The organism is Amycolatopsis oliviviridis (assembly GCF_014654365.1).
In the GTDB taxonomy this organism is placed as follows: domain Bacteria; phylum Actinomycetota; class Actinomycetes; order Mycobacteriales; family Pseudonocardiaceae; genus Amycolatopsis; species Amycolatopsis oliviviridis.
Genome location: NZ_BNAY01000004.1, coordinates 520,662 through 534,658, shown reverse-complemented (window position 1 = coordinate 534,658; position 13,997 = coordinate 520,662). Strand labels below are relative to the sequence as shown.

Genomic DNA, 13,997 nt, shown 5'->3' with positions numbered 1-13,997 from the left:
TCACCCTGGACAAACCGTGTTCCGGGCTACTCAGCCCTCGAGGGCGGCGCGCAGCACCCCGACCGCCTGCTTTATCGCCGCTTCGGCGGCGTGCGTTTCGCGCAGCGTGTTGAGCATGACGAAGTCGTGGACGATGCCCTGGTACCGCACGGCCGTCACCGGTACTCCGGCCCGGCGCAGCTTGGCGGCGTACGCCTCGCCCTCGTCGCGCAGGACGTCGGCTTCGGCGGTGATCACCAGTGCGGGCGGCAGGCCCGCCAGCTCGTCGAGGCTCGCCCGCAGCGGCGACGCGGTGATTTCCGCGCGCTGCGCCGGATCGGTCGTGTACTGGTCCCAGAACCACTTCATGCCGTCGAGGGCGAGGAAGTAGCCCTCGGCGAAGCGCCGGTAGGACTCGGTGTCGAAGTTCGCGTCGGTGACCGGGTAGAAGAGCACCTGCTGGCGGAAGGTGACGTCACCGCGCTGCTTCGCGAGCAGGGTGAGCGCCGCGGTCATGTTCCCGCCGACGGAGTCGCCCGCGATCGCGATTTTCGTGCCGTCGAGCCCGTTCTCGGCGCCATGCTCGGCGACCCACTTCGCCACCGCGTAGTTCTGCTCGATGGCGACCGGGTAGCGCGCCTCCGGGGAGCGGTCGTATTCGGGGAAGACGACGGCCGCGCCCGCGCCGACGGCGAGCTCGCGGACCAGGCGCTCGTGCGTGTGGAAGTTCCCGAAGACCCAGCCGGCGCCGTGGATGTAGACGATCACGGGCAGCGGGCCGGTCACACCCTGCGGCCGGACGATGCGGACCTCGACGCCATCGACGTGCGTGGTCTCGACGTCCGCCGCGGGCAATTCGACGTCGCCGCTCTGGACCTCGTCGACGGCCTTGCGGCCCTCGTCCGGCGGCAACTGGAAGAGGAACGGCGGGGTGGCGGTGGCCTCGACGAAGGCCTGGGCGGCCGGTTCGAGGGCCAGGTCGTGCGGGTTGGCGGTCATTTCTGCCTCCTGGGAGCCGAAGTCGATGAACCGAAGATAGCTCGCAACTCGATTGCGCACAACTAAAATGTGCACGAGGAGATTTACCCCACTCAAGTGGCGTCATGGGGCATCATCGACAGCGGAGAGCGCGTTGGGCGAGCGAAGGAGGGCTTATGCCATCGAACGAAACCGCGTCGCTGTGCCTGGACGACCAGCTGTGCTTCGGGCTCTACGCGGCATCGCGGGCCGTGACCGCGCTCTACCGGGTGGTGCTCGACGATCTGGGCCTGACCTATCCGCAGTACCTGGTGATGCTCGCGCTCTGGGAGGAGGACGAGCGGCTGGTCAAGGAGCTCGGCACGGTGCTGAACCTCGACTCCGGCACGCTGTCGCCCCTGCTCAAACGCCTGGAGAAGTCCGGGCTGATCCGGCGTGACCGGCAGGCCGACGACGAGCGGTCGGTGCGCATCAGCCTGACCGGGGACGGCGCCCGGCTCCGGGACCGCGCGAGCGGGATCCCGAAGATCATCGGCGACGCGATGGGCCTCGACGCGGCCGGGCTCGCCCGCACCCGCGCGGAGCTCGATCGCCTGACCGAGTCCGTGAACGCCTACCGTCAGGCCTACGTCCCGGCCGGTTAGCATGGGATTTCCGGCGCGGACAAAGGGATGACGATGATCGATCACGACGCGGCGCTCAAGGCCGTCGAGAACAGCTTGGACCGGCCGTCCGCGGCCCGGGTCTACGACTACTTCATCGGCGGGGACACCCACTACGCCATCGACCGCGAGTTCGCCGAGAAGGTGCGCAAACGCCTGCCGCTCATGGGTGACTACTGCACGACCAGCAGGCAGTTCCTCGGCCGGGCCGTGCGGCACTGCGCGGAACTGGGCATCCGGCAGTTCGTCGACATCGGCTCCGGCCTGCCGACGGCCGGCAACGTGCACGAGGTCGCCGACGAAGCGCGGCCCGAGGAGGACACGCACGTCCTCTACATCGACAACGAACCGATCGCGCTCGCGCATTCGACGCTGCTGCTCGCCGACACCGCCGACCCGGGCCGGCACCACGCGATCGCCGCGGACCTGTTCGACCCCGAGGGGCTCTGGGAACGGGTGATGGACTCCGGCATCATCGACGTCCGGCAGCCGGTCGCGCTGGTGATCAACGCGGTCATGCACTTCATCAAGGACGAGCAGGACCCGGACTCGCTGCTGGACTTCTACCGCGACCGGATCGCGCCGGGTTCACTGCTGGTGCTTTCACAGATGACCAACGAGAACCCGGCCAACGAGGACGAGAAGCAGGCGCTGCTCGACATCCTCGACTACTACGAGACCACGACGAACCCCGGTTTCCTGCGCACCATGGACGAGTTCCGGCGGTTCTTCGGCGGCTGGCCGCTGCTGGAACCGGGCCTGGTCTACGCGCCGGCGTGGCACCCGGACGAGAGGACGGTCTTCGCCGCCGCACCCTCCGAGTCGCGCGTCATCGGAGGCATCGCCCGCAAGCCGTGACATTTTTTCTCGCGTGAAGGCCCCCTTCCCTCGGCTGAGCCGAGGGAAGGGGGCCTTCACGCGCTTTGTGACGCGCGTCGCCTTGCAGTGCAACTAGGTGCATATGAAACTGAGTGCATGGCACTGGAGCACGCGATCCTGGTCTCCCTGTCCGAGCGGTCCGGCTCGGGCTACGAGCTGACGCGCCGCTTCGAGAAGTCCATCGGACTGTGGTGGAACGCCACCCACCAGCAGATCTACCGCGTCCTCAAGCGGATGGAGGACGCGGGCTGGGTCGCCGTCGACCACGTCGCGCAGTCCGGGAAACCCGACAAGAAGGTCTACACCGTCGGCGACGCCGGCCGGGCCGAACTCGCCCGCTGGCTCGCCGAACCCGATCCCGCGGCCACGGCCCGGGAACTCGCCGTCAAGATCCGCGGCGCGACGCTCGGCGAACCCGGCGCCGTCGCCGCCGAGATCACCCGGCATCGCGACGCGCACGCGGCCCGCCTCGACGCCTACCTGCTGATCGAGAAGCGCGACTTCCCCGATCCTAGCGTCCTCAGTGGACAGTCGCTGCATCAGTTCCTCGTGCTGCGCGGAGGAATCCGAACCGAACAGGGCCACGTCGAGTGGCTCGAGGAAGTCCTCCAGGCATTCCACCACGATGCGTAAGGACCCTGCGATGAGCCAGTACCCGAACCTGCTTTCCCCGCTCGATCTCGGCTTCACCACCCTGCGCAACCGAGTGATCATGGGCTCGATGCACACCGGTCTCGAAGACAAGGAAGCGCATTTCCCGCAACTGGCCGAGTACTACGCCGAACGCGCCCGCGGTGGCGTCGGGCTGATCGTCACCGGCGGGTTCGCGCCGAACCGGACCGGCTGGCTCCTGCCACTGGCGTCGAAGCTCTCGACGCGCGCGGAAGCCAAGGCGCACAAGCGACTCACCGATCCGGTGCACGAGGCGGGCGGCAAGATCGCGCTGCAGATCCTGCACGCGGGCCGGTATTCCTACCACCCGCTGAGCGTCTCGGCGTCGGGGATCAAGGCGCCGATCAACCCCTTCAAACCGCGTGCGCTTTCCGGGTACGGCGTGCTGCGGCAGATCCGCGCGTTCGCCGATTGTGCCTTCCTGGCCAAGGAAGCGGGCTACGACGGCGTCGAGATCATGGGTTCCGAGGGCTACTTCATCAACCAGTTCCTCGCCGAACGGACCAACAAGCGCACCGACAAGTGGGGCGGCAGCGCGGAGAACCGGCGCCGGATCGCCGTCGAGATCGTGCGCCGCACCAGGGAAGCGGTCGGCGAGGACTTCATCATCATCTACCGGCTGTCCATGTTGGACCTCGTCGAGGGCGGCCAGAGCTGGGAGGACGTCGTCGCGCTGGCCAAGGAGGTCGAAGAGGCGGGCGCGACGATCATCAACACCGGCATCGGCTGGCATGAGGCGAGGGTGCCGACGATCGTGACGTCGGTGCCGCGCGCGGCGTTCACCTGGGTGACCGGGAAACTCAAACCGCACGTCGGGATCCCGGTGGTCACGTCGAACCGGATCAACATGCCCGAGGTCGCCGAGGAGGCGCTGGCCGGCGGCGACGCGGATCTGGTGTCGATGGCGCGGCCGTTCCTCGCCGACCCGGAGTGGATCCGCAAGGCCGAGACCGGACGCGAGGACGAGATCAACACCTGCATCGCCTGCAACCAGGCGTGCCTCGACCACGCGTTCAAGCGGAAACTCGTGTCCTGCATGGTCAATCCGCGCGCGGGCCACGAGACCACGCTGACCCTGTCACCCACGCGCAAGACCAAACGCGTCGCCGTCGTCGGCGCGGGTCCCGCCGGGCTCGCGGCCGCGACCGGCCTCGCCGAGCGCGGGCACACCGTCGAACTGTTCGAGGCGGACGACGAGATCGGCGGCCAGTTCGGGATCGCGCGGAAGATCCCGGGCAAGGAGGAGTTCGCGGAGACCATCCGGTACTACGCGCGACGGCTGGAGGTCACCGGCGTCAAGGTCCACCTCGGTACCCGCGCGACCGCCGAGAGTCTCGCCGGGGCCGGGTTCGACGAGGTCGTGCTGGCCACCGGCGTGACACCGCGGGTGCCGTCGCTCCCGGGTATCGACCATCCCAAGGTTCTGTCCTATGTGGACGTCGTCCGGCACGGGAAACCGGTGGGCGGCAAGGTCGCCGTGATCGGCGCGGGCGGGATCGGCGTGGACGTCAGCGAGTTCCTGACGCACACCACCTCCCCCGCGCTCGATCTGGACGCCTGGATGGCCGAATGGGGCGTCACCGATCCCGAACGGGCGGCAGGCGGGCTGACCGAGCGGAAGGTCGAGCCGTCACCGCGGCAGGTCTTCCTGCTGCAGCGCAAGAAGTCCGGTATCGGCGCGGGGCTGGGCAAGACCAGCGGCTGGGTGCACCGGGCCGCGCTGAAGGCCAAGCGCGTCGAGCAGCTCACCGGGGTCGGCTACGACCGGATCGACGACGAGGGCCTGCACATCACCGTCGGTGACGAACAGCGTGTGCTCGATGTGGACACCGTCGTCGTCTGCGCGGGCCAGGAGCCGGTGCGCGACCTCGCCGACGGCCTGCGGGCGGCCGGGCTGCCGGTGCATCTGATCGGCGGCGCCGACGTCGCGGCCGAACTGGACGCCAAACGCGCCATCGATCAGGGAACCCGCCTCGCCGCCGTTCTCTGAAGAGTGGCCGAGTAGATGGCAGGATGAACCCTTGTGCGGGACGTATGCGTGATCGGGCTCGGGTTGATCGGTGGTTCGCTGCTGCGCGCGGCGCATTCGATCGGCCGCACCACGTTCGGGGCGACGACCTCGGAAGCGGACGCGGACGCGGCCAGCAGAGCGGGTTTCGACGTGACCACGCAGGTCGAAGCGGCGCTGAGCAAGGCGGCCGAGCGGGACGCGATGATCGTGCTCGCGGTGCCGCTGCCCGCGGTCGAAGAGGTGCTCCGCACCGTTTCGCGGGTCGCCGGGCACTGTGTGCTCACCGACGTCACCAGTGTCAAGGGCCCGGTGCTCGACGTCGTCCGGCGGCGCGCGCCGTACGCGAAGTTCGTCGGCGGGCATCCGATGGCCGGGACCGCGGAGTCCGGCTGGAAGGCGAGCAACCCGGCGCTGTTCGGCGGTGCCGCGTGGGTGCTGGGCGTCGAGCACGACACGGATCTGACGGCGTGGGCCGAGGTCGCGGGGCTGGTCCTGGACGTCGGCGCGCACGTCGTCCCGCTGCCCGCGGACTCGCACGACGAGACGGTCGCGCGGATCTCGCATCTGCCGCACATCTTCGCGGCCATCCTGGCCACGATCGGCGCGCAGGGCGGGCCGCTGGCGATGTCGCTGGCCGCCGGGTCCTACACGGACGGCACGCGCGTGGCCGCGTCGAGCCCGGCGCTGGTGCGGGCGATGACCGAGGGCAACCGGGACGCGCTGCTTCCGATCGTCGACGAGGCGCTCGGGCGGCTGGGTGCCGCGCGGGGTTCGCTGGCCTCGACGGGCGGTCTGGCGGTGACGGTCAACGCCGGCCACGAGGGCGCGCAAGCGTTTGCGGCCAGTAAGGACGCGGAACGCGCGGGGGTGCGGGTCAGCCTGTCGGCCCCGGACGCGCGGGACGGCCTGATCGCGCTCGGCGAGCGCGGTGGCCGGATCACGGCGATCGAAGGCGACACCGCGGTCGGCGAGGTCTCCTGACGCGTTTCGTCCTCTCGTTGCGGTAGTTGCACGCGCAACTACCGCATTCAGAGGACGAAACGCGACGGTTTACTGGCCCTGCGGCGGCTGCTGCTGGTTCTGCTGCGGGGTGTCCGGGGTGTCGTCGAACTTGTTGAGGAAGTCCTTCGCCTTGCCGACCCCGGAGTCGATCTGGGAGTCGTGTCCGGAGAACTTCGACTTGGCGAAGTCCGCCGCCTTGTCCAGGCCGCCTTCGATCTTGTCGTTGTGCTCGCGGAGAGCGTCGGTGGCCTTGTTCTTCAATTCATCGAAGTTGATGCCCATGGCCCAATCGTCACACAGGTTCCGGTGAACCCGCCTCGACGATCACCCGTCATGGGGACGGCTCAGAACGGCCGGTCGCCGACGATGGCGACACGCTCGGCCACTCGCGCGTACGGGTGGTAGTCGTTGACCGCGTAGTGCTGGGTGGCACGGTTGTCCCAGAAGGCCACCGAACCGGGCCGCCAGGCGAAGCGCACCTGGAACTCCGGGACGTGCGCCCGGCTGAACAGGTACCGCAGGAGCCTGTCGCTCTCGTCGCGGTCGAGGCCGGCGATGTGGGTCGTGAAGGCCTGGTTCACGAAGAGGGTGCGCCGCCCGGTTTCCGGATGCGTGCGGACCACCGGATGCTCGACCGGCGGGAAGGCGTCCTGGTGACGCAGCAGCAGTTCCGGGTCGGAGAAGCGGGCGAAGCCGGGGATGAAGTCGTGCACCGCGGTCAGTCCGTCGATCCGTTCGCGGAGGTCTTCCGGCAGGTTGTCGTAGGCGGCGGCCATGTCGGCCCACATCGTGTCGCCGCCGATCGGCGGGACCTCGATCAGCCGCAGGACCGAGCCGAGCGCCGGCGCGGGCCGGAACGTGACGTCCACGTGCCAGATGTTCTCGAATCCGGGCATGGACGCCGACCTGGTGAAGCGGGTGGTGTCCTCGGTCTCACCCTGGGGGATGAAGGGATTCGTCTCCAGCTCGCCCCAGTTGGCGGCGAAGGCGCGCTGATGCGCCGACGTGATGTCCTGGTCGCGGAAGAACAGCACCTTCCACTCCAGCAACGCGCGGTTCAGCTCCGCGTGGAGGGCGGGCGTCAGCGGTTCGGCGAGGTCGACGCCGCCGATCTCGGCTCCGATCACCCGCCCCAGCGGGCGCAGCGCGAACAGCTCGTAAGGACGTTCTTCGACACCCTCCGGCAGGCGCCGCAGCACACGCGGCCCTTCGAGGATCCCGCCGTCGGGGACGGTCGCGGGGCGGAGGCGGACACGGTCGGGCAGTTCGATGGACATACGTGCTCCCTGGGTTTCACCGTCGGACGACTTGGCGAGGCGGGGAGCTACGCGGGCGGCGAGCCCAGACGTCCACGGCGCAGGAGCAGTGCGGCGACACCTTCGCTCGCCGGGTGGAACGGCGAGGACTTCAGGATGGCGGACACCTCTTCATGGTGGCGCCGGGACGAGAACGGGGGCAACCTCGTCCACGGGGCGGGATATTCACCGTCGCCGCTCGTAGGGATAGCTTCCCGACCAGGTGTTCCGCTCCTCGCGCGGGCGCAGCGCCTCGGCGAGCACCCACTGCGAATGCGTCGTGCCGCCCCGGCCGACCGGGCCGAGCTGGAAGGTCACCCAGCCGACCCAGTGCGCCGTCGTCGTCGCCCGCCACATCCCCAGCAGCCCGGGGACGGTGCCGGTCAGGTCCAGGCCGTCGGGGAGGCGGGTCTTGGCGGCGCCGACGGGGTAAACCAGCTTGAGGTCGACCCAAACGGGCTGATGGGGCCGGACCATGTGCAGGTGACGCGGCCCCGGCGGCAGCGTGTCACCAGTGTCGAGCATGGGGTCGATTATGCGTGAAAACTCGAACATTAGTTCGAGACTATGCTCACCCTCCCCCATCCGGGTGGGTCCGTCGCTAGGGTCGTCGGCATGCTCGTCTGGATCAACGGCCCGTTCGGCGGTGGCAAGACGCAGACCGCGCACGAACTGCACCGGCGTCTTCCCGGCAGTGTCCTGTCCGATCCCGAGGTCGCGGGTTTCGGCCTGCACCGGATGATGCCACCGCGGCTGCGTGGTGATTTCCAGGACCTTTCCGCGTGGCGCCAGGGCGTGTTCGAGGTGCTCGACCTCGTTCTAGGCAAGCAGGACGGCCCGGTGATCGTGCCGATGACGCTGGTGGAACCCATGTACTTCGAGGAGATCGTCGGCAGGCTGCGGGAACGCGGGCACGACGTCCGGCACTTCGCGTTGCTGGCCGAACGCGAGACCGTGCTGCGACGGCTGAGCGAACGCGGCATCGTCCATTCCGTCCGGCGGAAGGGCGTGCCGCCGAAACGCGAGAGTTTCGCGGTGTCGAAGCTCGACCTCTGCCTGGAACGGCTGGGCCGGGCGGAGTTCGGCGAGCACCTCCACACGGACAGGCTCACCGTCGCGGAGGTCGCCGATCGGATCGCCGCGTCGGCCGGGCTGACACTCGAACCGAACACGGACAGCGCGCTGCGGGGCTTCGTCCGTCGCAAGTGGACGAGCGTCAAGCACATCCGGTTCGACTGACGTTCAGGCCCTGCGGTGATACGGCAGAAAACGCCGGACCAGCCGCAGCGGCGCGCGTTCGACGAGGTCGGGGCCGCGCACGGCGTCGAAGGCGGCGCCGATCTGGTCGACGACACCGGACAGCTGCTCTCCGTCGGGCATCGGCATCTCCGCCGGGTCGCGTTCCTCGCGGACGGCGGCCGCGAGTTCGGCGAGGGCGGCTGTCAGCAGGGCGACGTCGGCCTCGCCGGGAGCGGGGGCGCCGCGGCCGAGGGTGACGCCGACCTCGGTGACGGCGTCGGCGACGCGTTCGAGTCCGGCGATCACCGGCCACCAGGCGACGGCCTGCCGTCCGGCGGCGGAGGGTTCGACGACGACCTGCTGGAACGCGGTGCGCAGGTCGGCCAGTGCGCGGTAGGCGCGGCGGCGGGCGCGTGAGCGTTCCAAGCGGGCTTCGCCGGACGGCGCGAGCACGAGGCCCTTGTCGACGTATTTGACCAGGCTGTCGAGGCTGTCGGCGAGCCGTCCGCCGACCTGCGGCCGCCTGCTGCCCGGCCACAGCAGGTAGCCAAAGAGCAGGACGATCGCGCAGCCGAGCACGGTGTCGACGAGCCGCGCGAGCACGACGTTCCAGCTCCCGGTGCTGGCGAGGTCCATCTGCAGGATGATCAGCGGGGTCACGAAGGCGCTGAGGACGCCGTAGTTGCGGACCTTGCCGACCGCGACGCCGCCCGCGAACACGGCGATCAGCAGGACCAGCAGCCAGCCCTCACCGCCCGCGGCGAGGACGGCCGCGCCGATGCCCACGCCGATCACCGTACCGATGCCGCGCAGGACGGCGCGGCCGAAGACCGAGCCGAAGTCCGGTTTGAGGACGATGCCGACGGTGAGCGTGATCCAGTAGGAGCGTTCGAACGGGACGAGCAGCGCGACGATCTCGGCGATCGCGACGCACAGCGTGAGGCGGAGCGCGGCGAACCAGGTGAGCGGGCCGGAGATCAGCGAGCCCGCCCAGCCGCGGAGGCGTTTGTGCCACGGCTGGACCTCGCGCCGTTTCCGGTTGTCGCCCTTGGCGATGCGGGCGAGTCCGGCGTAGAGCGCGGCGAGGACCGGGTCCGCGTCTTCGGGCGCTTCGGGAGGCTTCGGCGGTTCCTGGTTCGCGAGTACGGCGGCCGAGGTCGCGATGAAGTGGCCGATCACGTCTTCCGGGGCGCGGCGGCCGGCGTTGACCATCGCGACGGACGCCTCGACGGCGGGGGTGCTGGCGGACAGCAGGTTGAGCAGCTGGCGGTAGGTGGCGTCGCGGCCGGACAGCCAGGATCGCGCGGTGAGCAGCCGGTCGTACGCGGTGTTCATCGCCGTCGTGAGCTGGTGTCGCGCGACGCGGGAGGTGGCTTCGTCGGTCGCGGACAGCATCGCGGCGAGTTCGACGTAGACGTGGGCGACGGCGCCGCGTTCGGGGCTGGTGGCGCGGAAGGTCCAGGTGGCGAGCGCGATGAGCAGGCTCCAGGCGGCACCGACGCAGAAGTAGCCGAGGAGAATTTCGACGCGCAGGCCGGTGACGTGCTGGCCGGTGCCGAGCACGCAGAAGACGAACATCTGCAGCCCGGCGACGGAGGCGTTGCTGCCCGCCGCGCTGATCAGCGCGGAGACCGCCGCGACCGCGACGACGACCGGGATGGAAGCGGCGGGGATGCCGCCGGTGATCAGTCCGGCGAAGTAGCCGAAGGCGGCGGCCGCGGTGGCGCCGCCGAGCCGCCGGGCGCGGTAGCGGTACGGGCCGGCGGATTCGGACAGGACGGTGGGCAGGGCGCCGGTGGAGATGAGCGCGCCGACGCCGATGTCGCCGAGCGCGTAGCCGACGGCCAGCGGTACGGCGAGCGCGAGGACGGCGCGGGCGACCATGTTCCACGGGATGGGAACCGGGGTGCTGCGCAGCAGCTGCACCAGCCAATGTGGTGCGGCGATCTCGCGGCGCGTCGTGCTCACGCCCCTATCTTGACTTATCCGTCGCGGCCGGAGCGGTTATCGTCGCCACATGGGCAAGACGTACTCCTTCGAGATCAACCGGACGAGCAGCGCCTCGCCCGCCGCCCTTTTCGCGTTGGAGGCCGACGGTTCCCGGTGGTCGGAATGGGCGAAGCCGGTGGTGTTCCACTCGCGGTGGGCGCGGGAGCCGGACGCGGACGGGGTGGGTGCCGTCCGGGCCGTCGGGCTGTGGCCGGTGTATCTCCACGAAGAGACGCTCGAATACGAACAGGACCGGAAGCATGTCTACGGTTTCGCGGGCATCGCGCCGCTGAAGGACTATCGCGCCGAAGTCTCGTTCACGCCGAACGCTTCCGGTGGCACGGATCTGCGCTGGACCGGCCGGTTCACCGAATCGGTGCCCGGCACCGGCGCCGCCGCCCGCGCGGCCCTGCGCACCGTCGTCTCACTACTGGCCACCCGCCTGGTGAAACACGCCGAACGCCCCTGACCCCACCCCCCACCCGTCCCAGGGGGGCGACCCCGAATCCAGTCTATCGGTGCTGAGCGACGGGAACGGCCGCTCGGCGAGGTTGTCCACAGGTGACGGTGGTTGTGGACAACTCCTGTGGGTAGCTGAAGGACGCCATAGCCGCATACGACGCGGTGAAGGGAGCCTTCGCTGCATGAGACGCGGCGAAAGGCCCCTTCAGCCCCGCCGCCGACGACCGGATCCCGGCCACACCAAGTGGCGAAAGCGTCCTTCGCCGCATCGCATGCGGCGAAAGGCCCCTTCAGCCCGCCCCGAGGCACAGGAAGGGGCGCCGCAGTGGATCGGCGGCGGTCGCCTCGGCGAGCGCCAAAGCGGGCGCGGTCCCCGAAGCCAGCCGCCGATGCAGTTCGGACATCGCGTCCGCGGCGGCCTTGTCACCGACCCGCGCGATCGCGCCGATGACGGTACGCGAACCGCTGGCGAGCAGCGTCCCGGCGAACCCGAGCGCCTCCTCGCCCGGCCGGATGTGACTCATCGCGAGTTCGCACGCGGCCAGCACCACCCGTTCCGGCGGCTTCGCGAGCCGGGCGGTTTCGTGCGCGTACAGCGGACCGCCGACGAGTTCCAGCCGCGAGAACAGCGCGTTCGCCGGTTCGTGCGCGCCGTGCGCGACCAGGTGCGCCATCCCGGAACCGTCCAAAGCGGACAGTACGGTGTCGCTGGTCGCGTCCTTCCCGTCGACGAGCCGGGCCTGCGGGTACACCGTCCGCAGGTTCCGCACCTCGCCGACCGAACCCGGCACACCGGGACCGCCGGCGAGCAGCACCGGACCGGAACTCCGCCGCCCGGACGCGGTCACCCAGGCGGTGGCCGAAGGCGCGATCGACACCGGATGCCCGTGCAGCGAGGGCAAAGCGCCCCACGGCAACGCGTACAGCGAACCGATCGGTACGATGATCAGCTCGCGGTTCTCCAACGTCTTCGCCAGCGACGCGGAGATCAGTTTGTCCAGTTTGTCCGCCCGGCGCCGCGCGGAACCGGTGACGACCTCGACCAGCGGTGCGGGCAGGTTGTCCGGGGCCAGCGCGTCGAGGTCCGCGTGCAGCTGCCGCGCGGTCTCGACGATCTCCGCGAGCGGCCCCAGCTTCAGGAGCCGGAACCGGCCGCGGTCGACGACCACCGCGTACAGGGTGTCGCGATACCCCATCAGGCTGACCAGCACGCGATCCCCGAGCCGCTCGACCACCTCTTCGGGCGCGGAAACCGGCCGCGGCCGCCCCCACTGACTCGTGTACCAGCCGAGCCGGGTCGCCTCCCGCTGCAGACGGTCGTAGCGCTCCTCGAGTTTCCCGACCGGTTCGCCGGACAGCCGCCGCGCTTGGATCGTCCCCTGCACGTGCCGCATTTCGTTGATGTGCCGGGCGAGCGCGGGGTCTTCGATGACCGGGAGCGGTTCGTAGCGGTACACCTGCGCGCGCGTGCGTTCCAGCCACGCGAACAGGCTCTTCGCCCCGGCGCCGCTGCGCCTCGCCTTCTTGAGCACCAGCGTCAGCGCGAGTTTGCCCAGCTCCTCGCCGTGCGCCGCCGTGCCGCAGACGAGGTCGAGCCCGCCCATGCGGTCGCGGATCTGCCCGAGTTCCGCCAGTCCGGCGCGTGCCTGCGCGAGCGCGGACCGCGGCCGATGGGACGCCACCGCGAGTTCGGCCCGGCACAACCGCAGCTGCATCCGGTGGTCGATCGGCGTCGTCTGCCGCGGTTTCGGCACCTGGGCGAGGAGTTCCTGCGCGGCGGCCGTCTCGTCACGGCGGATCAGCAGCCGCACCGCGAACATCCTGGCCGCGCCCGCTTCGTCGCGCAGCCCGAGCCCGGCCAGCCGGATGGCGAGATCGGCCAGCCGTTCCGGCAGTTTCGCGGACGGCTTCTTCTCCCGGTCCGCCAAGACCTTCACCGCGTCCGCCCGCAGCCTGGTCAGCTCGGCGATCTCCGCCCACCGGCCGTTGCCACGCCGCAAGAAACTCCGCCGCGCGGACGTCGCGAGCTTCTTCGCCAGCGCGTGGTCACCCTCCAGGATGGCGGCCCCGGCCCGCGCGACCTCCGCTTCCGCGACGACGTGGTGCGCGCCGTTGCCGCGGAGTTCGGGGATCGCTTCGTCGAGATGTCGCGCGGCCTCCTCCGCGAGCCCGGCGGTGAGCAGGGCCTTCGCCTGGTCGAGCCGGACGAGCGGCAGCGAGCCGGGTCCGTCGGTGACGAAGATCGACGCCGCCTGCTCGTAGTGCCGGAGCGCTTCGGGGATGTCGCCGAGCAACTGGGCGTGATCGCCCAGGTTGTGCCGGATCTTCCCTTCGAGCCGGCGGTGCCCGTACTTGACCGCGATGTCCAGCGCGCCGATCAGATCCTTGTAGGCGCCGTCGGGGTTGGTCATCTGCAGATGCAGCCACGCCCGGTTCATCATGTTCCGGGTCAGGAGCAGGCTGTGGTCCTCGACTTCGTCGACCAGGCTGGGCAGCACCGCGTCATAGAGGGCGAGCGCTTCCTCCAGCCGCCAGATCCGCATCAGGACGACGGCGCGCTGCAGGACGACGGTGAACCGCAGCAGCCGCCGGGTTCCGCCTTCCGGCAACGAAAGCCGTACTTCCTCCGCTTCGTCCAGCCGGGCGAATCCGTCCTCTTGGGACAGGACCTCGGCCTCGGCCGCGGCGAGGCTGATCAGCACCCGGACCCGGATCTCCAGCCGTTCCGGGCCGGCGTCCTCCGCCGGCCCGAGGCAGGTCAAAGCCCGCTGCAGCAACTTGATCGCGGCGCCCGGGCCGTGATCGGCGGCGGCTGCCATCGCCCGTCGA

The 13,997-nt window shown here is 70.0% G+C and carries 13 protein-coding genes; 7 read left to right on the top strand and 6 right to left on the bottom strand.

The genetic code is table 11. The annotated features are described in order from the left end of the window. Nucleotides 1-30: 30 nt before the first annotated feature. A complete protein-coding gene (locus tag IE302_RS20410; protein WP_191256076.1) occupies nt 31-978 on the bottom strand; it encodes an alpha/beta hydrolase in 948 nt (315 codons plus the stop codon). 155 nt (nt 979-1,133) lie between these two features. Here IE302_RS20410 and IE302_RS20405 point away from each other — a divergent pair, with 155 nt between their 5' ends. The 5 genes from IE302_RS20405 (at nt 1,134) to IE302_RS20385 (ending at nt 6,162) form a co-directional block, all read left to right on the top strand. After that, on the top strand, nt 1,134-1,601 hold the full coding sequence (locus tag IE302_RS20405; RefSeq protein WP_191256075.1) for a MarR family winged helix-turn-helix transcriptional regulator: 468 nt from the start codon (nt 1,134-1,136) through the stop codon (nt 1,599-1,601). A gap of 27 nt (nt 1,602-1,628) precedes the next feature. Continuing rightward, the gene (locus IE302_RS20400; RefSeq protein WP_191256074.1) at nt 1,629-2,477 is read left to right on the top strand and encodes an SAM-dependent methyltransferase; all 849 of its coding nucleotides are present in this window, start codon (nt 1,629-1,631) and stop codon (nt 2,475-2,477) included. Nucleotides 2,478-2,594: 117 nt separating this feature from the next. After that, nucleotides 2,595-3,131, top strand: coding sequence for a PadR family transcriptional regulator (locus IE302_RS20395; protein WP_191256073.1), 537 nt, complete (start codon nt 2,595-2,597; stop codon nt 3,129-3,131). 10 nt (nt 3,132-3,141) lie between these two features. Next, a complete protein-coding gene (locus tag IE302_RS20390) occupies nt 3,142-5,160 on the top strand; it encodes an NADPH-dependent 2,4-dienoyl-CoA reductase (RefSeq protein ID WP_191256072.1) in 2,019 nt (672 codons plus the stop codon). A gap of 48 nt (nt 5,161-5,208) precedes the next feature. After that, nucleotides 5,209-6,162, top strand: coding sequence for a prephenate dehydrogenase (locus IE302_RS20385; RefSeq protein WP_191256313.1), 954 nt, complete (start codon nt 5,209-5,211; stop codon nt 6,160-6,162). Between the two features lie 69 nt (nt 6,163-6,231). Here IE302_RS20385 and IE302_RS20380 read toward each other — a convergent pair whose 3' ends face one another. The 3 genes from IE302_RS20380 to IE302_RS20370 form a co-directional block, all read right to left on the bottom strand. After that, entirely contained in the window at nt 6,232-6,465 is a 234-nt protein-coding gene (locus IE302_RS20380) for an antitoxin (protein WP_191256071.1), read from the bottom strand. Between the two features lie 62 nt (nt 6,466-6,527). After that, a complete protein-coding gene (locus tag IE302_RS20375; RefSeq protein ID WP_191256070.1) occupies nt 6,528-7,460 on the bottom strand; it encodes a TauD/TfdA dioxygenase family protein in 933 nt (310 codons plus the stop codon). A 204-nt stretch (nt 7,461-7,664) separates the two neighbouring features. Then, complete coding sequence (locus tag IE302_RS20370; protein ID WP_191256069.1) at nt 7,665-8,003, bottom strand: hypothetical protein; 339 nt, start codon at nt 8,001-8,003, stop codon at nt 7,665-7,667. Nucleotides 8,004-8,093: 90 nt separating this feature from the next. On the opposite strand from IE302_RS20370, the gene IE302_RS20365 reads away from it, so the two are divergent. Next, entirely contained in the window at nt 8,094-8,717 is a 624-nt protein-coding gene (locus IE302_RS20365; RefSeq protein WP_191256068.1) for an AAA family ATPase, read from the top strand. 3 nt (nt 8,718-8,720) lie between these two features. On the opposite strand, the gene IE302_RS20360 is transcribed toward IE302_RS20365, so the two are convergent. Then, nucleotides 8,721-10,685: an FUSC family protein gene (locus tag IE302_RS20360; RefSeq protein WP_191256067.1), complete on the bottom strand. Its 1,965-nt coding sequence runs from the start codon at nt 10,683-10,685 to the stop codon at nt 8,721-8,723. A gap of 49 nt (nt 10,686-10,734) precedes the next feature. Here IE302_RS20360 and IE302_RS20355 point away from each other — a divergent pair, with 49 nt between their 5' ends. After that, entirely contained in the window at nt 10,735-11,175 is a 441-nt protein-coding gene (locus IE302_RS20355) for an SRPBCC family protein (RefSeq protein ID WP_191256066.1), read from the top strand. Between the two features lie 283 nt (nt 11,176-11,458). Here IE302_RS20355 and IE302_RS20350 read toward each other — a convergent pair whose 3' ends face one another. Continuing rightward, a complete protein-coding gene (locus tag IE302_RS20350) occupies nt 11,459-13,987 on the bottom strand; it encodes a CHAT domain-containing protein (RefSeq protein WP_191256065.1) in 2,529 nt (842 codons plus the stop codon). Between the last annotated feature and the right edge of the window lie 10 nt (nt 13,988-13,997).

Coding starts and splice junctions, on each gene's coding strand:
- IE302_RS20410 (WP_191256076.1), bottom strand. CDS start 978: ATGACCGCCAACCCGCACGACCTGGCCCTCGAACCGGCCGCCCAGGCC.
- IE302_RS20405 (WP_191256075.1), top strand. CDS start 1,134: ATGCCATCGAACGAAACCGCGTCGCTGTGCCTGGACGACCAGCTGTGC.
- IE302_RS20400 (WP_191256074.1), top strand. CDS start 1,629: ATGACGATGATCGATCACGACGCGGCGCTCAAGGCCGTCGAGAACAGC.
- IE302_RS20395 (WP_191256073.1), top strand. CDS start 2,595: ATGGCACTGGAGCACGCGATCCTGGTCTCCCTGTCCGAGCGGTCCGGC.
- IE302_RS20390 (WP_191256072.1), top strand. CDS start 3,142: ATGAGCCAGTACCCGAACCTGCTTTCCCCGCTCGATCTCGGCTTCACC.
- IE302_RS20380 (WP_191256071.1), bottom strand. CDS start 6,465: ATGGGCATCAACTTCGATGAATTGAAGAACAAGGCCACCGACGCTCTC.
- IE302_RS20375 (WP_191256070.1), bottom strand. CDS start 7,460: ATGTCCATCGAACTGCCCGACCGTGTCCGCCTCCGCCCCGCGACCGTC.
- IE302_RS20370 (WP_191256069.1), bottom strand. CDS start 8,003: ATGCTCGACACTGGTGACACGCTGCCGCCGGGGCCGCGTCACCTGCAC.
- IE302_RS20365 (WP_191256068.1), top strand. CDS start 8,094: ATGCTCGTCTGGATCAACGGCCCGTTCGGCGGTGGCAAGACGCAGACC.
- IE302_RS20355 (WP_191256066.1), top strand. CDS start 10,735: ATGGGCAAGACGTACTCCTTCGAGATCAACCGGACGAGCAGCGCCTCG.
- IE302_RS20350 (WP_191256065.1), bottom strand. CDS start 13,987: ATGGCAGCCGCCGCCGATCACGGCCCGGGCGCCGCGATCAAGTTGCTG.